Origin of the sequence: Burkholderia sp. AU45274 (genome assembly GCF_030482505.1) — a bacterium.
Lineage (GTDB): Bacteria > Pseudomonadota > Gammaproteobacteria > Burkholderiales > Burkholderiaceae > Burkholderia.
Genome location: NZ_JAUJQE010000015.1, coordinates 105847 through 129514 on the forward strand (window position 1 = coordinate 105847; position 23668 = coordinate 129514).

The 23668-nt window shown below is 68.2% G+C and carries 22 protein-coding genes; 12 read left to right on the plus strand and 10 right to left on the minus strand.

The genetic code is table 11. The features are described from left to right. Positions 1 to 332: 332 nt before the first annotated feature. The 3 genes from QZM35_RS34260 to purT form a co-directional block, all read right to left on the minus strand. Positions 333 to 713 (minus strand): MliC family protein, encoded by a 381-nt coding sequence (locus QZM35_RS34260; protein WP_011352779.1) that lies wholly within the window; start codon positions 711 to 713, stop codon positions 333 to 335. 81 nt (positions 714 to 794) lie between these two features. Next, on the minus strand, positions 795 to 980 hold the full coding sequence (locus tag QZM35_RS34265) for a DUF6726 family protein (protein ID WP_069248523.1): 186 nt from the start codon (positions 978 to 980) through the stop codon (positions 795 to 797). Between the two features lie 18 nt (positions 981 to 998). Continuing rightward, on the minus strand, positions 999 to 2213 hold the full coding sequence (gene purT / locus QZM35_RS34270) for a formate-dependent phosphoribosylglycinamide formyltransferase (RefSeq protein WP_089426023.1): 1215 nt from the start codon (positions 2211 to 2213) through the stop codon (positions 999 to 1001). Between the two features lie 213 nt (positions 2214 to 2426). On the opposite strand from purT, the gene QZM35_RS34275 reads away from it, so the two are divergent. Continuing rightward, on the plus strand, positions 2427 to 2972 hold the full coding sequence (locus QZM35_RS34275; protein ID WP_089440712.1) for an META domain-containing protein: 546 nt from the start codon (positions 2427 to 2429) through the stop codon (positions 2970 to 2972). Positions 2973 to 3141: 169 nt separating this feature from the next. Here QZM35_RS34275 and QZM35_RS34280 read toward each other — a convergent pair whose 3' ends face one another. Further along, positions 3142 to 3840 carry a hypothetical protein gene (locus QZM35_RS34280; RefSeq protein WP_301777587.1) on the minus strand — a complete coding sequence of 233 codons (699 nt, stop codon included), beginning with the start codon at positions 3838 to 3840 and terminating at the stop codon, positions 3142 to 3144. On the opposite strand from QZM35_RS34280, the gene QZM35_RS34285 reads away from it, so the two are divergent. Then, entirely contained in the window at positions 3815 to 7930 is a 4116-nt protein-coding gene (locus tag QZM35_RS34285; protein ID WP_301777586.1) for a DNA translocase FtsK, read from the plus strand. The two genes, QZM35_RS34280 and QZM35_RS34285, sit on opposite strands and share 26 nt — an antisense overlap. A 100-nt stretch (positions 7931 to 8030) precedes the next feature. Here QZM35_RS34285 and QZM35_RS34290 read toward each other — a convergent pair whose 3' ends face one another. Further along, positions 8031 to 9275, minus strand: a complete 1245-nt coding sequence (locus QZM35_RS34290; RefSeq protein WP_089473325.1) for a lactonase family protein — start codon at positions 9273 to 9275, stop codon at positions 8031 to 8033. Between the two features lie 166 nt (positions 9276 to 9441). On the opposite strand from QZM35_RS34290, the gene QZM35_RS34295 reads away from it, so the two are divergent. Further along, on the plus strand, positions 9442 to 11271 hold the full coding sequence (locus QZM35_RS34295; RefSeq protein ID WP_089426027.1) for a glycoside hydrolase family 15 protein: 1830 nt from the start codon (positions 9442 to 9444) through the stop codon (positions 11269 to 11271). Between the two features lie 212 nt (positions 11272 to 11483). Next, positions 11484 to 12959, plus strand: a complete 1476-nt coding sequence (locus QZM35_RS34300) for a polyhydroxyalkanoate depolymerase (protein ID WP_089426029.1) — start codon at positions 11484 to 11486, stop codon at positions 12957 to 12959. A gap of 71 nt (positions 12960 to 13030) precedes the next feature. Here the strand turns inward: QZM35_RS34300 and QZM35_RS34305 are convergent, their stop codons facing one another. Then, positions 13031 to 13663, minus strand: a complete 633-nt coding sequence (locus QZM35_RS34305) for a TetR family transcriptional regulator (RefSeq protein ID WP_039370405.1) — start codon at positions 13661 to 13663, stop codon at positions 13031 to 13033. Between the two features lie 156 nt (positions 13664 to 13819). Here QZM35_RS34305 and rsxB point away from each other — a divergent pair, with 156 nt between their 5' ends. Together rsxB and nth are read left to right on the plus strand one after the other, a co-directional pair. Then, a complete protein-coding gene (gene rsxB, locus QZM35_RS34310) occupies positions 13820 to 14821 on the plus strand; it encodes an electron transport complex subunit RsxB (protein ID WP_174976305.1) in 1002 nt (333 codons plus the stop codon). Next, positions 14818 to 15462 carry an endonuclease III gene (nth, locus tag QZM35_RS34315; RefSeq protein WP_089426031.1) on the plus strand — a complete coding sequence of 215 codons (645 nt, stop codon included), beginning with the start codon at positions 14818 to 14820 and terminating at the stop codon, positions 15460 to 15462. Before rsxB ends, nth begins: the two co-directional genes overlap by 4 nt. Positions 15463 to 15626: 164 nt before the next feature. Here the strand turns inward: nth and QZM35_RS34320 are convergent, their stop codons facing one another. After that, positions 15627 to 16556 (minus strand): DMT family transporter, encoded by a 930-nt coding sequence (locus QZM35_RS34320; protein WP_089440719.1) that lies wholly within the window; start codon positions 16554 to 16556, stop codon positions 15627 to 15629. Positions 16557 to 16816: 260 nt separating this feature from the next. Here QZM35_RS34320 and QZM35_RS34325 point away from each other — a divergent pair, with 260 nt between their 5' ends. After that, complete coding sequence (locus QZM35_RS34325) at positions 16817 to 17251, plus strand: DUF1841 family protein (RefSeq protein WP_089426033.1); 435 nt, start codon at positions 16817 to 16819, stop codon at positions 17249 to 17251. A 98-nt stretch (positions 17252 to 17349) separates the two neighbouring features. Here the strand turns inward: QZM35_RS34325 and QZM35_RS34330 are convergent, their stop codons facing one another. Next, positions 17350 to 17709, minus strand: coding sequence for a cytochrome c (locus QZM35_RS34330; RefSeq protein WP_011352792.1), 360 nt, complete (start codon positions 17707 to 17709; stop codon positions 17350 to 17352). A gap of 40 nt (positions 17710 to 17749) precedes the next feature. Then, positions 17750 to 18109, minus strand: coding sequence for a c-type cytochrome (locus QZM35_RS34335; RefSeq protein ID WP_011352793.1), 360 nt, complete (start codon positions 18107 to 18109; stop codon positions 17750 to 17752). A gap of 246 nt (positions 18110 to 18355) precedes the next feature. Here QZM35_RS34335 and QZM35_RS34340 point away from each other — a divergent pair, with 246 nt between their 5' ends. The 5 genes from QZM35_RS34340 to QZM35_RS34360 all read left to right on the plus strand — a co-directional run bounded on the left by QZM35_RS34340 (position 18356) and on the right by QZM35_RS34360 (position 23513). After that, positions 18356 to 19198 carry a MoxR family ATPase gene (locus QZM35_RS34340; RefSeq protein WP_089426034.1) on the plus strand — a complete coding sequence of 281 codons (843 nt, stop codon included), beginning with the start codon at positions 18356 to 18358 and terminating at the stop codon, positions 19196 to 19198. A gap of 27 nt (positions 19199 to 19225) precedes the next feature. Further along, a complete protein-coding gene (locus QZM35_RS34345) occupies positions 19226 to 20401 on the plus strand; it encodes a VWA domain-containing protein (protein ID WP_034190734.1) in 1176 nt (391 codons plus the stop codon). 54 nt (positions 20402 to 20455) lie between these two features. Further along, positions 20456 to 21667 carry a benzoate/H(+) symporter BenE family transporter gene (locus tag QZM35_RS34350; RefSeq protein ID WP_301777585.1) on the plus strand — a complete coding sequence of 404 codons (1212 nt, stop codon included), beginning with the start codon at positions 20456 to 20458 and terminating at the stop codon, positions 21665 to 21667. A 168-nt stretch (positions 21668 to 21835) separates the two neighbouring features. Further along, positions 21836 to 22789 carry a transaldolase gene (tal, locus tag QZM35_RS34355; RefSeq protein WP_089426036.1) on the plus strand — a complete coding sequence of 318 codons (954 nt, stop codon included), beginning with the start codon at positions 21836 to 21838 and terminating at the stop codon, positions 22787 to 22789. Positions 22790 to 23057: 268 nt separating this feature from the next. Beyond that, entirely contained in the window at positions 23058 to 23513 is a 456-nt protein-coding gene (locus QZM35_RS34360) for a VOC family protein (protein WP_089426037.1), read from the plus strand. Positions 23514 to 23577: 64 nt separating this feature from the next. Here the strand turns inward: QZM35_RS34360 and QZM35_RS34365 are convergent. Then, positions 23578 to 23668: IS3 family transposase (locus QZM35_RS34365; RefSeq protein ID WP_301777433.1), on the minus strand; the 91-nt coding region annotated here is incomplete at its 5' end.

The window sequence follows — 23668 nt, forward strand, 5'->3', positions numbered from 1 at the left end:
GGCGCTTGGGACCGGTTCAATGTGAACGCTGGACGCCAGGCCGTGCGGACTCCGTTCGGCGCGAATGCCGGCGGAAAGGGGCGTATTGTAGCACTGCGCGGCCATCTGTCCGTGACAACGCGGCGAACGGCCACAACGGCGGTTCGCGCGGCAGGCCCGGGCAGGCCCGCGCGGTAGACGAATGACCCGATCGGACTAGCCCGATGGGCCGGCGGATGATTTCAGGGGTCCGATCCCCGATCGCCTGCGGCCACGCCGCGTATCCGGCCGTCAGGCCCGGGAGCCGGCCGCCGGCCGGCACCGGTTGCGCGATCCACGTTCCCGCCCGGCGCTCAGCCCTTCTTCTTTTTCTTCTCGACCTGCACGCAGTCGCCCAGCAGCGGCGGCGAGCTCTGGTCGGCGATCTCGTCACGCAGCGTCGCTTCCTTGCCCTTCGTCCACCACGTATAGCGGCCGGCCTGGTAGCGCGCGCCCGACGCCGACACGGTGTCGACGAACAGCATCTGCTTCCCGTTGACCGGCACGAGCGCGAAGCTCTGGCCGTTGCCCGCGAGCCAGTACGACACGCGCACCGGCTGCTTCTGGTTCGCGCACTGGTAGACGGTGAACTGACGCGAATCGGCGTCGATCTCTTCGACGGTCAGCTGCGCGGCATGCGCGACGGAAACGGCCGTGCCGGCGAGCGCGAGCGCGGCGAGAGTTTGGCGGATCATGCAGGTCCTCTCACGAGACGGGTAGAAACGCGCCCTCGCGGGGCGCGTGATTATTGTTGGCGATCGGGTCGGGTAGCGTGCTCAGGGATCGATGACGTCGGCACACGCGTCGGTCGGTGCGGCCGCGACATGACCGACGAGCGGCACGATCTTGAGCCCGGCCGAGGCCACCCGGCACGGTGCGGCCGCGAGCCCGCAACCCGCGAGATTCACTGCAAGCGCCAGCGCGGCGGCCAGCTTTCCGATACGCAGCCACTTCGGCGTCATCGTCCTCTCCTGATTACGTCAGCGGGCCGACACGGGCCGGACGGCCGCGGCGGCACGCTTCGCGCGTTCGCGGGCTTCGTCGACGGTCGCGCCGGTCGCCAGCGCGACGCCCATGCGCCGCTTCGCGAAACTTTCCGGCTTGCCGAACAGGCGCAAGTCGGCGCCCGGCACGGCAAGCGCGTCGCGCACGCCCTCGAACGCGATCCCGCGCTCGTCGAGCCCGCCGTAGATCACGGCCGACGCGGCCGGCGTACCGAGCGCCGGATCGACCGGCAGCCCCAGAATCGCACGCGCGTGCAGCTCGAATTCCGACTGACGCTGCGACGCGAGCGTGACGAGGCCCGTATCGTGCGGCCGCGGGCTCACCTCGGAGAACCACACGTCGTCGCCGCGCACGAACAGCTCGACGCCGAACATCCCGCGCCCGCCGAGCGCCTCGGTGACCTTGTGCGCGATCTCGCGCGACTTCTCGAGCGCCACCGCGCTCATCGGCTGCGGCTGCCACGATTCGACGTAGTCGCCCGCGACCTGCACGTGACCGACCGGCTCGCAGAAATAGGTGCGGGTGGCGTTCGTCGCCGGATCGATCGCGCGCACGGTGAGCTGCGTGATCTCGTAGTCGAAATCGACGAAGCCCTCGACGATCACGCGGCCGTGGTTCACACGCCCGCCCGCCATCGCGTAGTCCCACGCCGGCTTCACGTCGGCCTCGGTCTTCACGACCGACTGCCCCTTGCCCGACGACGACATCACGGGCTTGACGACGCACGGCATGCCGATCTTCGCGATCGCCGCGCTGAACGCCTCGAACGAATCCGCGAACGCATACGGCGAGGTCGGCAGGCCGAGCTCCTCGGCCGCGAGCCGGCGGATCCCTTCGCGATTCATCGTGAGCTGCGTCGCCCGCGCGGTCGGGATCACTTCGGCGAGGCCGGCCGCCTCGATCGCCGCGAGCGCGTCGGTCGCGATCGCCTCGATCTCCGGCACGATCAGGTGCGGGCGTTCGGCTTCGACGAGCGCGCGCAGCGCGGCGGCGTCCGTCATGTCGATCACGTGCGCGCGATGCGCGACCTGGTGGCCCGGTGCGTCCGGATAGCGGTCGACCGCGACGACTTCGACGCCGAGCCGCTGCAACGCGATGATGACTTCCTTGCCGAGTTCGCCGGCGCCGAGCAGCATGACGCGCGTGGCCGAGGGTGAGAGCGGCGTACCGAGCCGCTGACCGATCTGCATGTGATTACCCGCTTCTGGTGGAGGACGAAAACGGCTCCGATGTTAACACGCGCCACGGCGCCGGTTTTGCGCGTTTCGCCGTGCCGGCGCCCGGCCGCGGGCCGCTCGCGAGCAGGCTGCGAACGTTTTCACGCGTGAAGTGTCGGCTCGCCTGCCGCGGGGCGGGTGCGTTACTCTTACGCCTTGATCAGAATCCGATGAGGAACGAGGCTCATGTCCCACCTGTCCGCCGCCGCACGCGCACGCACCGGCCTGCTTCGTCCGTTGCGCGCGCCGCTCTGCGCGTTGACGCTTGCCACGCTTCTCGCCGCCTGCGCGATGCCGACCCACCCCGATTCCGCCGCCCCCGCACCCGACCCGTACAACCCGGCCGCCGTCCAGCTGCTCGACGACACGAGCTGGGAACTCACCAGCTGGCTGAATGCCGACGGCACGCAGCGCGCGATCCCGCACGGCGACAACGGCGAGCCGATCAAGCTCGCGCTGTCGACCGACTCGGGCATCCGGCGCGCCAGCGGGTTTTCGGGCTGCAACCGCTACATGGGCACCTACGCGATCAAGAACGGCCTGTTGAGCTTCGGGCCGCTCGCCGGCACGCGAATGGCCTGCCCGAATACGCTCGGCGGCCAGCTCGAAACCGCGTACCTCGACGCACTCGCCCACGTCGACAAGACCGGTGTGCAGATGCGCGAGCCGCAGCAATTGCAGATCGTGACCACGTCCGGCGCAACGTTGACCTTCACGCACCGGAGCCCCTGATGCACGGCGCGCGCGAAGGCCGACCGACCGCCTTCGCGTGGCTGGCACACGCGTGTGCCAGCCACACGCGTCGAGCGGCGTGAATCGGATGCACGCCGCGTTAGAGTCTTGTTCGCCGGCCGGTTAAACTCGGCGGGTCGCGCCACGCGCGCCCCTCCCCACTCCTGTTTCAAAGCATGCACACGGTTGTCTTCGGCTGGTTCGGCATCTCCGCCGTCTGGTTCCTCCTTCTCTTCTGGCGTCTCGTGCAGGCGATGCTGCCTGGCGGTGTCGGGCTTGCCGGCCGCGGCTCGATCCGTCTGTGGCTCGGCTTCGCCGCGGTGTTCGTGGCGAGCTGCACGCTGACGAGCCCGCTGTCGGGCCCCGACACGAACGCGCTCGGCCATGCGTTCTCGGCAGGCTTCGCCCACGTGCTCGGCCCGATCGGCACGCCGGTCGCGATGGTCGTGCTGTTCTTCGCCGGGCTGCCCTGGCTGACCGGCATCGGCTGGCGGCAGTTCGCCGCGTGGGTCGATACGTCGTTCGGCGTCAAGCTGGCGCGCGACGGCGGTGACGACGAAGCGCGCGGCATCGCCGACCTGCCGCGCAGCGCATTGCATCGCGACGACGACATCGTCCAGCCGACCACCGCGCATACCGTCAATTCGATGGCGCCCCGCCAGAACGGCCGGTATTCGCGCCCGACGCTGTGGAAACCCGACCCGCAGGCGCGGCCGAAGCCGCGCAGCAGCACGCCTGCGCGCCCGCACGTGGAACCTGTTGCGCCGTCGGGCTGGTTGAAGCCGGCCGCGCCCCAGCGCAGCATGCCGACACCGCCCGCCCCGATCACGCCGGCCAGCGCGATGCCCCCGCCGACGACCGGCAGCACCGCCAGCCTCGCGCGCGCAGCAGCGAACTCGCAAGTCCCGCGCCCCGATCCAGCCCCGCTTCCTGCCGGATTCCAACCTGTCCGCCCGCGGCCGATTGGCGCGCGACCAGCCACTGCCGCGTTGAAGCCGACACCGCCGCGTACCACGGTCACGCCGCGGCCGGCCACCGCACAGCCGCAGCGCCCGCCGGTACGCCCCGCCGCCGCAGCAGCAGCCGGTTCGGCCGGCCTGCCGCCGGATGCGGCACGACGTCGCCCGGCGCAGCCAACGCCGGCGCGAGCGCCCCTCTATGCCTGGACGGAAAAGCCCGCCGCGCCGATCACGCCGGCGCCGAGCGTGCACGACACGCTGCGCTCGATCGAAGCCAGCACCGCGCAGTGGGCGACGCTGGGCGGTGCGCAGGACGATGCCGGGCACGCGGCGGCGGCAGCGGCAACCGTGGCCGGTGTGGCCGCGACGGCGGCCGGCGTGGCAGCGCCAGCAGCAGCGGCCGTGCCGACCTGGATCACCTCCGCGGCCCACGGCCTCGCGGCGCATGACGCCAGTGCGCCGCTCGCCTACGATCCGGCGCCGACATACGACGACAACGCGCCGATCGTGCTCGACGCGTTCAATCCGGCAGCGCCTGCTGTCCATGCACCGGTTGCCGATGCGGGCGCCGTGGCAGTCGACGCCACCGCACCGCACGCGTTGTCGAATTCCGGCATCGCTGATGCCGCGTTCCCGCATCACGCCAATGACGAGATCCGGCACGCAGACGATGTCGCTGCCGCTATCGCACCGGCATCGGGAATCTCGCCCGCGCCGACGTTCGACGCGCCCATCGACCTCGCGCCGTGGGAGGACCTCGCCAGCCAACCGGTGTCCGCGTTCGACGCATCCGCCTGGAACCCGGTCGCCGAGTCATCGACCGATGTGACGGAATCGGAACCAGCCCATGCCGGTTCCGCGCAGCTCGGAAACGAGGCGGTTCACGACCTCGCCGCGAGCAACCCGGCATCCATCGATACCGACGACAAGTACACGGCACATCCGGCGCCTGCAATCGATCGCACCGTATCGGCCAGCGTGCCGCCGGGCATCGCCAATGCACACGCCGACGTGCAACCCGCCGGGAACAGCACGCCGTTCACGGCCCTCCCCTCTTCGCCGATCGCCGAAACGACGCCACGCGCAAGTGTCGAAACCAGGCCGTTTGCGGCGGCGGAGGTACCGGCCGCATCGGGAGCCGCCAAGCCAGACACGATTGAACCCGCGGCACCGGCGACAGCATGGACGTGGACGCCTGCGACGGCGCAACCGGCCCCGACGAATACGCCTGTCACCGCGGAATTGCCGAAATCGCCGGTTGCCGCTCAACCGTTTGCCGCCACGCAAAAGGCTTCGGCAAGCACTGCGTCGCCGCTCGTCGGCACCGCGTACGGTTCGACCGCGCAAGCGCCTGCATCCGCCTCAGGCATTGCGCCTGTCGCCGTTACTGCCTCGTCGGATGGTGTGACCGACACGGCATCCGGTTCGCTGGCTCAACCGGCTGCGTCGACCGTTGCAGCCGTTCCGTCGGCATCTGCGATCGGCGTAACCGGCACTGCGTCGACCTCGCTTTCGCAGCCCGCCCCTTCGACATCGAACACCTCATCCGTCGCGCCGGCATCCCCGATCAGCGTGACCGGAGCCACGTCGGCTTCGCTTTCGCAGCCGACCGCTTCGGCATCGAACACTGCACCCGTCGCGTCGGCATCTCCGATCGACGTGACCGGCACTGCGTCGACCTCGCTTTCGCAACCAGCCGCGTCGGCATCGACCGTTGCGGACACGACTTACGGTTCGTTCCCCCGCGCATCAACACCCGCGTCGCCCGCATCGCCCGTTGCGCCCGCCGCGACGCCGTCGACGGCCAGCTCGACGGCCTCGGCATCCGGTTCGAGCGCGCCGGCGATCGCTACCACGACGCCCGTGAATGTCGTGTCCGGCTCGGTCGCGGCTCCATCCGCCGCGCCTGCCCCGACACATCCGGCCACCCCATCAGCCTCGTCGACCGGTACGACATTCGGCACCTTTGCCCCCTCAGGCGCAATCGCATCGCAGTCGGTCGCAGGCCTGCCCATGCCGCCGGCCCCTGCCGCCACGACGGCAACGTCCTCCGGCGCAGTCGCACCGATTACCACCGCCGCGGCGCCCCCCGCGCAACCGATCGCCAGCTCGCCCGTCGCGCCAGCCGGCTCGCTGACGTCCTTCGGCGCAACCACTGCGGCGCTGGCTCCGTCGATCGCTTCCGCGCCTGCAGCCGTCGAAGCCACGACGTTCGCCCCCCCGGCCGCCGCGACCTCGTCGCCGGCAAGCTGGTCCGTGTCGAATGTCTCCGCGGCACCGTTAGCTACATCGCCCGTGGCACCGCCGCAACCCGCAGCAACGATCCCCGGCGCGAGCCTGTCCGCACCGACGGCAGTCACGACCGCACAGGCGCCCCCCACTGCCCCGCCGGCCGCAGCAACCACCCAGGCAACCGAACCGGCCGCACCTGCCGCAGCCGGCTCGCCCGCCCCCGACACCCCCGCGCGCCAGCCGCGCCCGAACGCATTCGAATTCCACGCACCCGCGTCGTTCAGCGTCGAACTGCCGACGCTCGACCTGCTCGAGCCTGCGTCCGCGTCCGGCGACATCGAAACGATCACCGAAGAACACCTCGCGCAAACCGCGCAGGTGATCGAACAGCGGCTGCAGGAATTCAAGGTGCCGGTGACGGTGGTCGGCGCGTCCGCCGGCCCCGTGATCACGCGCTTCGAGATCGAACCCGCGCTCGGCGTGCGCGGCAGCCAGATCGTCGGGCTGATGAAGGACCTGTCGCGCGGCCTCGGCCTCACGTCGATCCGCGTCGTCGAGACGATTCCCGGCAAGACCTGCATGGGCCTCGAACTGCCGAACGCGAAGCGGCAGATGATCCGCCTGTCGGAGATTCTCGAGTCGCGCCCGTACCAGCACTCGGCGTCGCAGTTGACGATCGCGATGGGCAAGGACATCACCGGCCACCCGGTCGTCACCGATCTCGCGAAAGCGCCGCACATGCTCGTCGCGGGCACGACCGGCTCGGGCAAGTCGGTCGCGATCAACGCGATGATCCTGTCGCTGCTGTACAAGGCGACACCCGAGGACGTGCGACTGATCATGATCGACCCGAAGATGCTGGAGCTGTCGGTCTACGAAGGGATCCCGCACCTGCTCGCGCCGGTCGTCACCGACATGAAGCTCGCGGCGAACGCACTGAACTGGTGCGTCGGCGAGATGGAAAAGCGCTACCGGCTGATGTCGGCCGTCGGCGTGCGCAACCTCGCGGGCTTCAACCAGAAGATCCGCGACGCGGAAGCGAAGGAAAAGAAGATCGGCAACCCGTTCTCGCTGACGCCCGAGGATCCGGAGCCGCTGTCGACGCTGCCGCTGATCGTCGTCGTGATCGACGAGCTGGCCGACCTGATGATGGTCGCCGGCAAGAAGATCGAGGAACTGATCGCCCGCCTCGCGCAGAAGGCGCGTGCGGCCGGCATCCACCTGATCCTCGCGACGCAGCGTCCGTCCGTCGACGTGATCACGGGGCTGATCAAGGCGAACATCCCGACGCGCGTCGCGTTCCAGGTGTCGTCGAAGATCGACTCGCGCACGATTCTCGACCAGATGGGTGCCGAATCGCTGCTCGGGATGGGCGACATGCTGTTCCTGCCGCCGGGCACCGGTTATCCGCAGCGCGTGCACGGCGCGTTCGTCGCGGACGAAGAAGTGCACCGGGTCGTCGAGTACCTGAAGCAGTTCGGCGAGCCGCAGTACGAGGAAGGGATCCTCGACGGCCCGACGGCCGACGGCGCGACGCAGGACCTGTTCGGCGATGCGCCGGACGCGGAAGCCGATCCGCTGTACGACGAAGCCGTCGCGTTCGTCGTGCGCACGCGGCGCGCGTCGATCTCGTCGGTGCAGCGGCAGTTGCGCATCGGCTACAACCGCGCCGCGCGCCTCGTCGAGCAGATGGAGGCGGCCGGGCTCGTGTCGCCGATGGGCATCAACGGCAGCCGCGAGGTGCTCGTGCCGGCCGCGGCCGACTGAGCGCGGCGGCCGGTCGGCCGCCGTCAGCCGATACGGGCGCGCCGGGAAACCGGCCGCCCCGACACACGAAGGGCGCTGCATCGGCAGCGCCCTTTTTCATTTACAGCACCGGCACCAGCTTGAAGTCGACCGGCTTGCCGACCGCCACCTTCTGCGGATTCGGGCCGAGCTGCCCCGTTTCGACATTGCGGCTGAACACGTAGAACGTATCGCTGTCCTGGTTGCCGACGATCAGCCACTTGCCGGTCGGATCGATCAGGAACTCGCGCGGCGTCTTGCCGAGGCTCGACTGGCGGCCGACGTGCTTCAGCCGGCCGTCGGCCTGGTTCACCGCGTAGATCACCAGGTCGTTCGCGTCGCCGCGGTTGCTCACGTACAGGAAGCGGCCGTCCGGCGACAGGTGGATCGCACCGCCGCCGACCTTGCCCTTGAAGCCCGGCGCGGTCATCGACACGGTCTCGACCGGCGTCAGCTTGCCGTCGTGATAGCCGAACACCTCGACCGACGCGTTGAGCTCGCTCGTCACGTATGCATACCGGCCGTCGGCGCCGAACACCATGTGGCGCGGGCCCGAGCCCGCCTTCACCGGCGTGTAGCGCGTGTCCGTCGGGCTGATCAGCCCGCGGCTGCCGTCCACCGTGTAGCGGTAGCCGTAGATCTTGTCCGCGCCGAGATCCTGTACGAACAGATAACGGCCGTCCGGCGAAAACACCGTCGAATGCACGTGCGCGCCGTCCTGGCGGCCCTTCACGGGCCCCGTGCCTTCATGGTGCACGGTCAGCGCGGCCTGGCCGACCGCGCCGTCGTCGCGCAGCGGAAACACCGCGAAGCTGCCGCCGGGATCCTTCGCGACCGAGTAGTTGGCGGTCACGAGGTACTTGCCGTCGGGCGACAGCGCGAGATAGCAAGGATCGTTCCCTTCCGACGACACGCGGTCGATGAAGCTCAGCGCGCCCGTCTTCGCGTCGAAGCGGAATGCGCTGATGCCGCCGCGCGTGGTCGCCGGCCCGTCGTCGCCGGGTAGTTCGTTGACCGCGTAAACGGTGCGACCGTCGCGGCTCGGCAACAGGTACGACGGATTCACGGTCTTCGCCGACGACACGGGTGCGACGCTGCCGGTTTTCGTATCGAAGCGGTAAACATAGATGCCGTCGCTGCCGCCCCCCGTATAGGTGCCGACGAGCAGGTTGTAGACGCCGTCGGCCGGGGCGGGCGATTGCTGCGCGAATGCGTGGGTCGCGGAAAGGGAGAGCACGATCGCGAAACCTTTCATCCAGTGAGCGAGCCTAAGCGGGAACCCTCGTGTCGAAGCGCGTGCGTCACGCTCGCGTAAACGGTTGGGCATTGAATCCTCCTTGCGTCGAGTCGCTTCAAGTGTTGAGATAGGACGAAACGCCGGCCGTTCATGCGCTCCGCCGCCCGGCCGAGTATACGGGGCGCGGTGCCGGCGCGTGAAGCCTTGGCCGCCGCCGTCCGCATTGTGAACTCGAATACCCAAGGATCGCCTGCCCATGCCTGCCCTGATCGAAGACTACGCCCTCGTCGGCGACGGCCACACTGCCGCGCTGATCGCTAAAGACGGCTCCGTCGACTGGCTGTGCTGGCCCCGCTTCGATTCGGGCGCCTGCTTCGCGGCGCTTCTCGGCACCCCCGAGCACGGCCGCTGGCTGCTCGCGCCGGCCGCCGACGCCGCGATCACGCACACGACGCGCCGCTATCGCGGCGACACGCTGATTCTCGAAACCGACTACGAAAGCGCCGACGGCGCCGTCACCGTGGTCGACTTCATGCCGCCCGGCAACGGCTGGTCCGAACTGGTGCGGATCGTCGTCGGCCGCCACGGCACGATGAAGATGCGCATGGAGCTCGTGTTGCGCTTCGACTACGGCTTCTCGATCCCGTGGGTCACGCAACTGACCCGCGAGGACGGCATGAAGGCGATCGCGGGCCCCGACACCGTCGTGCTGCGCACGCCGGTGCCGCTCACCGGCAAGAATCTCCACACGCTCGCGGAATTCACGGTGAGCGCCGACGAGCGCGTGCCGTTCTCGCTCAGCTATGCGGCGTCGCACCTGCGGCTGCCGCCCGCGCGCGATCCGCTGTCGATGCTCGCGCGCACCGAGAACTACTGGCTCGAATGGTCGGGCCGCTGCCAGGTACAGGGCCGCTACGCGGCCGCCGTGCGCCGCTCGCTGATCACGCTGAAGGCGCTCGCGTACGAGCCGACCGGCGGCATCGTCGCGGCGCCGACCACGTCGCTGCCCGAGAAGATCGGCGGCAACCGCAACTGGGACTACCGCTACTGCTGGCTGCGCGACGCGACGATCACGCTGCTCGCGCTGATGCGCGGCGGCTACTACGACGAGGCGCGCGCATGGCGCACGTGGCTCGGCCGCGTGATGGCCGGCTCGCCAGAGCAGATCCAGATCATGTACGGGATCGCCGGCGAACGCCGGCTGCCGGAAATGGAGCTCGACTGGTTGCCCGGCTACCAGGACTCGAAGCCGGTGCGCATCGGCAACGGCGCCGCGAACCAGCTCCAGCTCGACGTGTTCGGCGAGGTGATGGCCGCGCTGCACCTCGCCCGGGTGGGCGGCCTGCAGGCCGACGACACGGTCTGGTCCGTGCAGTGCGCGCTGCTCGACCATCTCGAGAAGATCTGGCAGGAGCCCGACGAAGGCATCTGGGAAACGCGCGGCGGCCGCCGCCATTTCACGTTCTCGAAGGTGATGGCGTGGGTCGCGTTCGACCGCGCGATCAAGTCGGCGGAGATGTTCCGGCTGCCCGGCTCGCTCGACCGCTGGCGTGCGCTGCGCGACCAGATCCATGCCGACGTGTGCGCCAACGCGTGGCACGAAAGCAAACGGGCGTTTGCGCAGAGCTACGGCAGCGACGAGCTCGACGCCAGCGTGCTGCTGATGCCGCTGCTCGGCTTCCTGCCGCCGGAAGATCCGCGCATCGTCGGCACGGTCGAGGCGATCGAGCGGGAATTGCTGCACGACGGCCTCGTGATGCGCTACCGCACGACCGAGTACGACGACGGCCTGCCGCCCGGCGAAGGCACGTTTCTCGCATGCAGCTTCTGGCTGGTCGACAACTATGCGCTGCTGGGCCGGATCGACGACGCGCACCGCCTGTTCAGCCGGCTGCTTGCGCTGTCGAACGACCTCGGGCTGCTCGCGGAGGAGTACGACCCGGTGGCCGGGCGGCTCGTCGGCAACTTCCCGCAGGCGTTCTCGCACGTGGCGCTCGTGCATACCGCGATGAACCTGATGCACCACGAGGACGCAATGGCGCGCGCAGCCGGCCAGCCCGCGCCGGCCGTCGCGACGGGGCGTTGAACGGGCGCGCGAGCGGCTTGGTCAGATAACGTCAAATCGCAAAACTTTGATGAAAAATCGGGGAAATGTTGCATTGCACCACCCATCGTTGTCCGATATGATCGACGCGATTGTCCGGCTGCAATGCAACATGGCCGGTCGCTGACCCACACGGCACGCCGCGACGCCCCACGCCGCCCTTGCGCTCCGTCCCCCACGCGGGAGTAGTCTGCATGCTTTACCAACTGCACGAATTCCAGCGCGCCATGCTGAGCCCGCTGACGGCCTGGGCCCAGGCCGCGTCCAAATCGTTCGCCAATCCGTCCAGCCCGTTCTCGCTGATGCCGGGCGCGACGCGGATGGCCGCCGCGTACGAGTTGATGTACCGGCTCGGCAAGGATTACGAGAAGCCCGAATTCAACATTCATCAGATCGTCAAGGACGGCCACAACATCCCGATCGTCGAGCAGACGATCGTCGAGAAGCCGTTCTGCCGGCTGCTGCGCTTCAAGCGCTATTCGGACGACGCCGACGCCGTCACGCAACTGAAGGACGAACCGGTCGTGCTGGTCTGCGCGCCGCTGTCGGGCCACCACTCGACACTGCTGCGCGACACCGTGCGCACGCTGCTGCAGGATCACAAGGTCTACATCACCGACTGGATCGACGCACGGATGGTGCCGATCGAGACCGGCCCGTTCCACCTGCACGACTACATCGCGTACATCCAGGAGTTCATCCGTCATATCGGCGCGCGCAACCTGCACGTGATCTCGGTGTGCCAGCCGACGGTGCCGGTGCTCGCGGCGATCTCGCTGATGGCGAGCCGCGGCGAGGACACGCCGCTCACGATGACGATGATGGGCGGCCCGATCGATGCGCGCCGCAGCCCGACGTCGGTGAATTCGCTCGCCACGCAGCACTCGACCGCATGGTTCGAGAACAACGTGATCCACACGGTGCCGGCGAACTATCCGGGCGAAGGCCGCCAGGTGTATCCGGGCTTCCTGCAGCACACGGGCTTCGTCGCAATGAACCCGGAGCGGCACGCGCAATCGCACTGGGATTTCTACCAGAGCCTGCTGCGCGGCGACGAGGACGACGCCGAAGCGCACCGCCGCTTCTATGACGAATACAACGCGGTGCTCGACATGGCCGCCGAGTATTACCTCGAGACGATCCGCGTCGTGTTCCAGGAATTCCGCCTGGCCGAAGGCACGTGGGATGTCGAAGGCGAGCGCGTGCGTCCGCAGGACATCCGGCACACCGCGCTGATGACGATCGAGGGCGAACTCGACGACATCTCGGGCAGCGGCCAGACGCACGTCGCGCACGAGCTGTGCACGGGCATCCCGCAGGACCAGCGCCGCAGCCTGACCGCCGAGAAGTGCGGTCACTACGGGATTTTCTCGGGCCGTCGCTGGCGCACGATCATCTATCCGCAGCTGCGCGATTTCATCCGCGAGCATGCACCGGAGCCGAAGCACGGTGCGACGAAGGATGTCCCGGAAACGCCGGCCGCCAAGACGCTCGCCGCCGTGCCGGCCGCCGACGCACCGGCCGAAACGACGCGCGCCACCACGGCGAAGCGCACGCGCGCGAAGGCGCCGGCGAAGGCCGCCGCCCCCGCCAAGGCCGCACCGGCCGCGAAACGCGCCGCCGCCGTCAGCCCGCGCGCAAAAGCCGTGCGCACGCGCAAGGCCGCCTGACGCATCGCGTCCCGACGAAAAAACGCCGCCGTTGCCTGCGCACGGCGGCGTTTTTACATCGGGCGGCCACTTCAGCGCCGCAGCAGATAGGCGAGCAGCACTTCGGTGTTCATCCTGACCATCTCCGCGCGCTCGTCGGCGTCGGTGAAGTCGCGGCCGAGCGTCGCGGCGAGCGTGAAGCGGTTCGACACGATGTAGTAGCCGAGCCCCGACAGCGTCACGTAGAAGCGCAGCGGATCGACGTCGGTGCGGAACAGCCCGGCCTTCTGGCCGCGCGTCAGCACGTTGCCGAGCTTCGCGACGATCGGCGACATCATCTCGCGGATCCGCGTCGACTTGTGCAGGTAGCGCGCTTCGTGCAGGTTCTCGTTGTTGATGAGCCTGAGCAGTTCCGGATGGTCGCGGTAGTAGTCCCAAACGAAATGCGCGAGCCGCGTGACGGCTTCGACCGGCGCGACGCCGTCGAGATCGAGCTCGCGCTCGGCCTCGGTCAGCGCGGAGAACGCGTGTTCGAGCACCGCCGTGAACAGCTGTTCCTTGCTGCCGAAATAGTAGTAGAGCATGCGCTCGTTGGTTTCGGCCCTGCGCGCGATCTGGTCGACGCGCGCGCCGAACAGCCCTCCACTCGCGAACTCTTCGGCTGCCGCCATCAGGATGCGGCGGCGCGTACCTTCAGGATCTCTTTTGATTTTTGGCTGATTCATGGTGGCGTTTTGCTATGTGAGCCGCTTGATCCGGACCGGCACCCCCACCGCCTTGGCGCCGGCCGCCCTGGAACGGGCGCGCCGCGGGCGGCCGCCCTCCTGCTGAGCCCCTGCAAAAAAGCGGTTCGATTATGCGCACAGACGGCGTCCAGCGCAATGCGGGAAATCGGCGATAATCGAGCTTTGGCAAACCTTTCCGGCCGCGCCCGACGCGGCCGAGAGCCATTCGGCGCCGCTGCGCCCGTTGTCACCGTGACCGATTCCAAAACACTCGCAGATCGCATCGAAGATCTGCTTCCCCAGACGCAATGCACGAAGTGCGGCTATAACGGCTGCCGTCCGTACGCCGAGGCGATCGCCGCCGGCGAGGCGAACTACAACCAGTGCCCGCCCGGCGGCGCCGAGGGCATCGCGCGCCTGTCGAGCCTGCTCGGCAAACCGGTGATTCCGCTGAACCCCGTCAACGGCACCGAGCATCCTCGCGCGGTCGCCTTCATCGACGAAAGCCTGTGCATCGGCTGCACGCTGTGCATGCAGGCGTGCCCGGTCGACGCGATCGTCGGCGCGCCGAAGCAGATGCACACGATCATCGAGTCGCAGTGCACCGGTTGCGATCTGTGCGTGCCGCCCTGCCCGGTCGACTGTATCGCGATGCTGCCGGTGACCGGCGAACGCACCGGCTGGGACGCGTGGTCGCAGGAGCAGGCCGACGCCGCACGCGAGCACCACGACCTGCGGCTCGCGCGCCAGCGCCGCGAACGCGAGGCCGCCGAAGCGCGCGCGGCCGCACGCCGCGCGGCGAGTGCCGCAAAACCGGCTGCGGGACAAGCGGAAACGCCGTCCGCCGCGCCGGCCGCCGCCCCCGCGGACGACGCCGAAGCGAAGAAGCGCGCGATCATCGCCGCCGCGCTCGAACGCGCGCGCAAGAAGAAGGAAGAGCTGTCCGGGCAAGGCACCGGGCCGAAGAACACCGAAGGCGTGAGCGCGGCCGTCCAGGCGCAGATCGACGCGGCCGAGGCGCGCCGCAAGCGGCTCGCCGAACAGCAGGCCCAACGCGACGCCGAGGCGGCCGCCGCGAGCGGCAACGACGAAAAGAACGACGCAGGCAACGACGGCCCGGATGGCCCGTCCGCACCGCCCGACCCGAACGCTCCATGAACGCCAGCAAACGACGCGCGATCTACGAAACGCTGCAGGACCTCAATCCGCATCCGACCACCGAGCTCGAATACTCGACGCCGTTCGAGCTGCTGATCGCCGTGATGCTGTCCGCGCAGGCGACCGACGTATCGGTCAACAAGGCGATGCGGAAGATGTTTCCGGTCGCGAACACCCCGCGACAAATCGTCGCACTCGGCGAAGAAGGCGTCACCGAGTACATCAAGACGATCGGCCTGTACCGGACCAAGGCGAAGAACGTGGTCGCGACGTGCCGGATCCTGCTGGACCGCTACGACGGCGAGGTGCCGGCCGATCGCGAAGCGCTCGAAGGGCTGCCGGGCGTCGGCCGCAAGACCGCGAACGTCGTGCTGAACACCGCGTTCGGCCAGCCGACGATCGCGGTCGACACGCATATCTTCCGCGTCGCGAACCGCACCGGCCTCGCGCCGGGCAAGGACGTGCGCGCCGTCGAGGCCGCGCTCGAGAAGTTCACGCCGAAGGAATTCCTGCAGGACGCGCATCACTGGCTGATCCTGCACGGGCGCTACGTGTGCAAGGCCCGCAAGCCCGAGTGCTGGCATTGCGCGATCGAGCCGCTGTGCGAATTCCGGCCGAAGACGCCGCCGCCGAACGAGTGATACGCCACCGAGATTGACATGCCGCAGGCCGCCCGGCGCCAGACAGCCAGGCGCACGATGCACGCCACGTCGGCCGTTGGCCGGCCGGCATACCGCAGCCGCCACCACGATAGCGCGTCGCCACCCGCGCTGCCGCCCCGCTTCCCCCCTCCCCCCTTCCCGACTTACGCGTTGGACGTCGCCGTCGCGTCGTCTGCCGCCGCACCGCCCGCGCGCACCAGCGCCAGCACGGCAGCCAGAATCGCGACGCCACCCGCCCACTGCAGCGGCGACAGCGCTTCGCCGAACAGCAGCGCCGCAAGCGCGACCGTCACGACCGGTTCGAGCGTCGACAGCATCGACGTGCGCGCGGCCCCGAGCCGTTCGAGCCCGGCAAAGAACGCGAGCATCGCCGCCACCGTCGACACGAGCGCGATCGCGAGCATCGACGCCCAGCCGCCGGCCGTCGCGGGCCAGCGCGGCGGCGCGCCGAACGCGGCGGTCCGCACGACGGCGATCGCCACGAGCGTCGCGGTGGCCGACAGGCAGATGATCGCGGTGGTCGCGAGCGGATCGACGCCGCGCGTCGCCTTCGTGCCGCCGACGATGTACAGCGAATAGATCACCGCGGCGGCCAGCGCGAGCGCGATCCCGAGCGGCTCGCCATGCCCGCCGCCGACCATCAGCGCCGAACCCGCGACGCACAGCACGAGCGCGACGGCCTTCGCGCGCGTGAGGCGCTCGCCGAGCCACCACGCGGCCAGCAGCGTGACGAACGCCGGATACAGGTACAGCAGCAGCGCGACGAGGCTCGCCTGTGCGTGCTGCAGCGCGCTGAAATAGCAGAACGACTGCCCGACATAGCCGAGCGCGCCCATCGCCACGAGCGGCGCGAGCGCGCGCCCGCGCGGCCACGCGACACGGCGATGCCGTGCGATCGCGGCGAGCACCGCGCCGCCGATCGCGAAGCGCACGATCAGCAGCCCGAGCACGTCGACGCCGGCCGCATACGCGTAGCGGCCGAAGATCGCCATCGCGCCGAATGCGGCGGCGGACAGCGCGACGTAGAGCGTGCCCTGCAGGGCGGCGGACGACGGGCGGGCGGTAGCGGTCATGATGGAACGAGGACGATCGGCGTGGCGCCGGAAATCGTCGGAGTGTAACGGCGCGGCGGCGGCGAGCCTAGCCCGCGCTTACCCGTTCCCCGGCGCCGGCTCAGGGTGCCGGCAACCCGCCGGCGCCGCGCGGCTACGCACCTGCTCGCCCGGCGGGCCGCCGCACAACCCGCTCCCGCCCGCCGCCAGCGCCGTCCGCCGACCCGGCGTACAATGCGCGACGCGGCACCACGCCGTCCGAATCACGACGTTTCCCCACCATGTTCAATCCAAGCCGCGACGAAGTGCGTCGCTTTTTCACCGAGACCTGGCGCAAGCAGCGCGCCGGCGAGATCCTGACGCCGCTGGAAGCGATGGCAGCCGACTGGATCGTCGAGCATCCCGAATACCACGACGAACTCGCCGATGCCGATGGCGCGAACGCGCGCGAGTACACGCCCGAGGAAGGCCGCACGAACCCGTTCCTGCACCTGTCGATGCATCTCGCGATCAGCGAGCAGCTGTCGATCGACCAGCCGCCCGGCATCCGCGCTGCACACGACAAGCTCGCGGCCAAGCTCGACTCGACCCACGACGCGCAGCACGTGATCATGGAATGCCTCGGCGAGACGATCTGGGAAGCCCAGCGCACCAGCACGCCGCCCGATACCGACGCGTACCTGCAGCGCATCCTGCGTCGCGCCTCGCGCGACTGAGCGCCGCGGCGCCGGCCCACGGGCGCGGCGCGCGGACAAAAAAATACCCCGCCGAGGCGGGGTATTTTTGCTGCGCGAGCCCGTCGGGCCCGTCGCGCTTACTTCTTGAACACGAGATCGGTTTCTTTCAGCGACTCGATGTAGGCCGCGATGTCCTTCATGTCGCTGACCGACAGGCTCTGCACCTGCGCCTGCATGATCGCGTTGTTGCGACCGAGCAGCGGATTCGTGAGGCCCATCTGGTACTGGCGCATCGCCCACACGAGGTAGTCGGCGTGCTGGCCGGCGAGGCGCGGATATTCGGCGTTGATCGGCTTGTTCATCTGCGCGCCGTGGCAGGCGGCGCAGTTGTGCGATTCGACCAGTTCCTTGCCCTTCGTGGTGTCCGCCGCGTGCGCGGTACCGATCGCGAGGCCGGCCGCCAGTGCAACCGCCGCCGTCTTGAATGCGTTGTTCATGAATGCTCCTGTCCCGCCGGTCAGATCGGCGGCGCGCGCTTTACTTGTAGGGATTGTCCTTCGTGTCGGCCTTCTGGACGGCGTAGTACGCCGCCAGATCCGCGATGTCCTGATCCGTCAGCGAACCGGCGATCGCATTCATCGACGGGAAGTGACGATCCTTCTTGCGATAGGCCTTCAGCGCGTTCTCGAGGTATTGCTGGTTCTGGCCGCCGAGGACAGGCACCCGGTAGACCTCCGGGTACGCCGCGCGGTAGTCCTGGATGCCGTGGCAACCGATGCACATGGCGGCCTTGCTCGCCCCGTCCTTCGGGTTGCCGACCACACCGGCCGCCTGCGCGCTGCCCGCGAGCGCCACGAGCGCTGCGACAACGACGTGTTTGCCGACGAATTTGTTCATAGCTCTTGTAACCTAGCTTGAGGGGAAACTGGCGCCGAAGCGGCAACGGCCCGCGCCGTTATGCTTATCAGGTCGCCACGCAGGCCAAAAAAAACGGCCAGATTGTACCGCGTCGGCGGGGAACGCGTCCACAAGGCACCCCGGTTCGCCCCGCCACAGCCCCGCAACGATACGCGGGCGTGGCCCAACCGGACAGCCCTTCTGACTTATACTGGGTTTTTTTCCCCGATTGAGAAGAGCGCCGCCATGCGTTTCGAAGGGTCCTCGCACTACGTCGCCACCGACGATCTGAAGCTCGCGGTCAATGCCGCGCTGACGCTGCAACGCCCGCTGCTGATCAAGGGCGAGCCCGGCACCGGCAAGACCATGCTCGCCGAGGAAGTGGCCGCCGCGCTCGACATGCCGCTGCTGCAGTGGCACATCAAGTCGACCACGAAGGCGCAGCAGGGCCTGTACGAATACGACGCCGTATCGCGGCTGCGCGATTCGCAGCTCGGCGACGCGCGCGTGAAGGACATCTCGAACTACATCGTCAAGGGCGTGCTGTGGCAGGCGTTCGATGCCGAGCATCCGAGCGTGCTGCTGATCGACGAGATCGACAAGGCCGACATCGAATTCCCGAACGACCTGCTGCGCGAGCTCGACCGGATGGAGTTCCATGTGTACGAAACACGGGAAACGGTCCGCGCGAAGCACCGCCCGCTCGTCATCATCACGTCGAACAACGAGAAGGAGCTGCCCGACGCGTTCCTGCGCCGCTGCTTCTTCCACTACATCCAGTTTCCCGACCCGGCGACGATGCAGAAGATCGTCGCGGTCCATTTCCCGGACATCCGCGAGGAGCTGCTGCGCGCGGCGCTCGAGAGTTTCTTCGAATTGCGCGGCGTGTCGGGCCTGAAGAAGAAGCCGTCGACGTCCGAGCTGCTCGACTGGCTGAAGCTGCTGCTCGCCGAGAACATCCCGGCCGACCAGTTGCGCGGCGTGGATGCGAAGCAGATCGTGCCGCCGCTCGCGGGCGCGCTGCTGAAGAACGAGCAGGACCTGAGCCTGCTCGAACGGCTCGTCTACATGAACCGGCACAACCGGTAATCCTCTCTCACCCGCGAAGGCCCGGCCATGCTGCTCAATTTCTTCTACGCGCTGCGCGCAGCCAAGCTGCCCGTCTCGGTGAAGGAATACCTGACGCTGCTCGAATCGCTGAAGGCCGGGCTGATCTCGCCGTCGATCGACGCGTTCTACTTCCTCGCGCGGATGACGCTCGTCAAGGACGAGCAGTACTTCGACAAGTTCGACCAGGCGTTCGGCGCGTACTTCCACGGCGTGTCGGCCCTGCCGTCCGAAGCATTCGACATTCCGCTCGACTGGCTCGAAAAGCGCCTCGAGCGCGAGCTGTCGCCGGAGGAGAAGGCGCAGATCGAGGCGATGGGCGGGCTCGACAAGCTGATGGAGCGCCTGAAGGCACTGCTCGACGAGCAGAAGGAACGCCACGAGGGCGGCAACAAGTGGATCGGCACCGGCGGCACGTCGCCGTTCGGGCACGGTGGCTACAACCCGGAAGGCGTGCGCATCGGCGGCCCGTCGAACGGCAACCGCACCGCGGTGAAGGTGTGGGAGGCGCGCGCGTATCGCGACTACGACGATTCCGTCGAGATCGGCACGCGCAACATCAAGGTCGCGCTGCGGCGGCTGCGCCGCTTCGCGCGCGAAGGCGCCGCCGAGGAGCTCGACCTGCCCGGCACGATCCGCAGCACCGCCGCGAACGCGGGCTGGCTCGACCTGCGGATGGTGCCCGAGCGCCACAACAACGTGAAGGTGCTGATGCTGCTCGACGTCGGCGGCTCGATGGATGATCACATCAAGCGCACCGAAGAGCTGTTCTCCGCCGCGAAGGCCGAATTCAAGCACCTGGAGTTCTTCTACTTCCACAACTGCGTGTACGACCACCTGTGGAAGAACAACCGCCGCCGCCACTCGGAACGCACCGCGACGTGGGACGTGCTGCACAAGTTCACGCCCGACTACAAGCTGATCTTCGTCGGCGATGCAACGATGAGCCCGTACGAAGTGCTGCAGCCCGGCGGCTCGGTCGAGTACAACAACCCGGAAGCCGGCGCCGTATGGCTGCGCCGCCTCGCCGACCAGTTCCCCCATCATGCATGGCTGAACCCCGAGCCCGAACGGCTATGGGAATACCGGCAGTCGGTCGCGGTGATCCGCGACCTGCTCGGCCATCGCATGTATCCGCTCACGCTCGCGGGCCTCGAAACCGCGATGCGCGCACTCAGCAAGTAACGACACCCACCAAGCACGAAGGCCGCGTCCGAGCGGCCTCCCCCCGGAGATAGCATGAACCCCTCGCCCACCGCGAGCGCCAGCCGCGCCGGCGGCCGCCGCTTTTTCGCCGATACGTCCGTCTCGGCCCTCGTCGCCGGCTTCGTCGCGATGATGACGGGCTATACGAGCTCGCTCGTGCTGATGTTTCAGGCCGGCCGCGCCGCCCACCTCACCGATGCGCAGATCTCGTCGTGGATCTGGGCGCTGTCGATCGGCATGGCGTTGACGACGATCGGCCTGTCGCTGCGCTTTCGTGCGCCCGTCGTCGTCGCGTGGTCGACGCCCGGCGCCGCGCTGCTGATCGCGTCGCTGCCCGGCGTGCCCTACCCCGAGGCGATCGGCGCATTCGTCGTCTGCGCGGTGCTGCTGACGGCCGTCGGCGTGAGCGGGCTGTTCGACACGCTGATGCGCAAGATTCCGGCCGGCATCGCAGCCGCGCTGCTCGCGGGCATCCTGTTCGAGATCGGCATCGAGATCTTCCGTGCCGCGCAGTTCCAGACGGCGCTCGTGCTCGCGATGTTCTTCACCTACCTGATCATCAAGCGGCTCGCGCCGCGCTATGCGATCGTCACGACGCTGATCGTCGGCACGGCAGTCGCCGGTGGTCTCGGCCTGCTCGACTTCAGCGGCTTTCACATCGCGTTCGCGAAGCCCGTGTTCACGATGCCCGCGTTCTCGATCGCGTCGATCGTCAGCATCGGCATCCCGCTGTTCGTCGTCGCGATGGCGTCGCAGAACGTGCCGGGCATCGCGGTGCTGCGCGCGGACGGCTATCAGACCCCGTCGTCGCCGCTGATCGCGACCACCGGCCTCGCGTCGCTGCTGCTCGCGCCGTTCGGCTCGCACGGCGTCAACCTCGCGGCGATCACGGCCGCGATCTGCACCGGCCCGGAAGCGCACGAGGATCACGCGAAACGCTACACGGCCGCCGTGTGGTGCGGCACGTTCTACCTGGTCGCGGGAATCTTCGGCGCGACGATCGCCGCGCTGTTCGCGGCGCTGCCGAAGGCGCTCGTCGTGTCGGTCGCCGCGCTCGCGCTGTTCGGCTCGATCATGAGCGGCCTCGCGAACGCGATGCAGGACGTGAAGCAGCGCGAAGCCGCGCTCGTCACGTTCATGGTCACCGCGTCGGGCCTCACGCTGCTGTCGATCGGCTCGGCATTCTGGGGGCTCGTCGCGGGCGTCGTCACGCAGGTGATCCTGAACGCGCGCCGCCCCGCGTGACGCTGCACGGCGCCCGCCGCCGCGGCCATCGGACACGCCAGAACGTGCCCGACACGAATCGGGCCTAGAATAGCGGATCGGAGGCGGTGCCCGGCGCCGCCTCGCTTCGCCGCCGCGTTCGCGCGGCCCGTGAGAACCCGGCGCCTTGCGCCCTTCTTCCGAATCGCCATGACTACCGCACTCGACCAGCTGAAGCAGTACACGACCGTCGTCGCCGACACGGGCGATTTCCAGCAGCTTGCGCAATACCAGCCGCAGGACGCGACCACGAACCCGTCGCTGATCCTGAAGGCCGTCCAGAAGGATGCGTACAAGCCGATCCTCGAGAAAACCGTCCGCGATCATCGCAACGAAAGCACCGATTTCATCATCGACCGCCTGCTGATCGCATTCGGCACCGAGATCCTGAAGCTGATCCCGGGCCGCGTGTCGACCGAGGTCGACGCACGTTTGTCGTTCGACACGCAGCGCTCGATCGACAAGGGCCGCGAGCTCATCAAGCTGTACGAAGCAGCCGGCATCGGCCGCGAACGCATCCTGATCAAGCTCGCGTCGACGTGGGAAGGCATCCGCGCGGCCGAGGTGCTGCAGAAGGAAGGGATCAAGTGCAACATGACCCTGCTTTTCTCGCTCGTGCAGGCCGCTGCATGCGCGGAAGCCGGTGCGCAGCTGATCTCGCCGTTCGTCGGCCGCATCTACGACTGGTACAAGAAGCAGGCCGGCGCCGAGTGGAATGAAGAGAAGGACGGCGGCGCGAACGATCCGGGCGTGCAGTCGGTGCGCCGCATCTACACGTACTACAAGACGTTCGGCTACACGACCGAAGTGATGGGCGCGAGCTTCCGCACGACCAGCCAGATCATCGAACTGGCCGGCTGCGACCTGCTGACGATCAGTCCCGATTTGCTGCAGAAGCTGCAGGACAGCAACGAGACGGTCGCGCGCAAGCTGTCGCCGGAAGCGCTGCAGGACAAGCCGTCCGAGCGTGTCGCGATCGACGAGGCCGCGTTCCGCTTCCAGCTGAACGACGACGCGATGGCGACCGAAAAGCTCGCCGAAGGCATCCGCGTATTCGCCGCCGATGCGGTGAAGCTCGAGAAGCTGATCGACTCGCTGCGCTGAGCCACTGAGCCACTGAGCCACTGAGCCGCGACAAGCGTCAGCGGCTGTCAGCAACACTGGCAACAGCCGTCAGCACGCACGCCGCACACGGCCGCGAACGTCATGTTCGCGGCCGTTTTTATTTTTCATTCCATCGTCAAGCACGCGCACTACAATCCACGTCACGGGTGCGTCGGCCGCCTCCCGAGGCCCCCTTTCCCAGTCAGTCTTGTACGACGCCGAACCCGCGCAGAAGCGTAGGCCGGCCCCCTCAATACAGGAGACAACGATGCAAGTCCAACCGTACCTGACGTTCTACGGTCGCGCCGACGAAGCCCTTCAGTTCTACGAAAAGGCACTCGGGGCGAAGACGATGTTCAAGATGCACTTCAAGGACGCGCCGCCGAATCCCGACTATCCGATGACGCCGGAGATGGCCGACAAGGTGATGCACGCGAGCTTCACGATCGGCGAGTCGATGATCATGTGCTCGGACGGCGACTGCAGCCAGCCCGGCGGCGGCGTGCACGCCGGCTATTCGCTGTCGCTGAACCCGGCGACGGTCGAGGAAGGCCAGAAGCTGTTCAATGCGCTCGCCGACGGCGGCGAAGTGACGATGCCGTTCGGCAAGACGTTCTGGGCGCTCGGCTTCGGGATGGCGAAGGATCGTTTCGGCGTGCACTGGATGGTCAACGTCGAGGATCTGTCGCAGCGCGAGAACCTCGCAGAGCGCGCGCAGGGATAACGCGAAAAGCAAAGCCCGCCACCTCGCCTGAACTGACCCCGTAAAGTTGGACGGGTTATGACGGCTAGGGCTGAGTTCTGTATTGCACGGGACTCAGCCCTTTTAGTTTCAGTTTGATGCGGTCGTGATTGTAGTAGTGGATGTAGCTTGCCAAG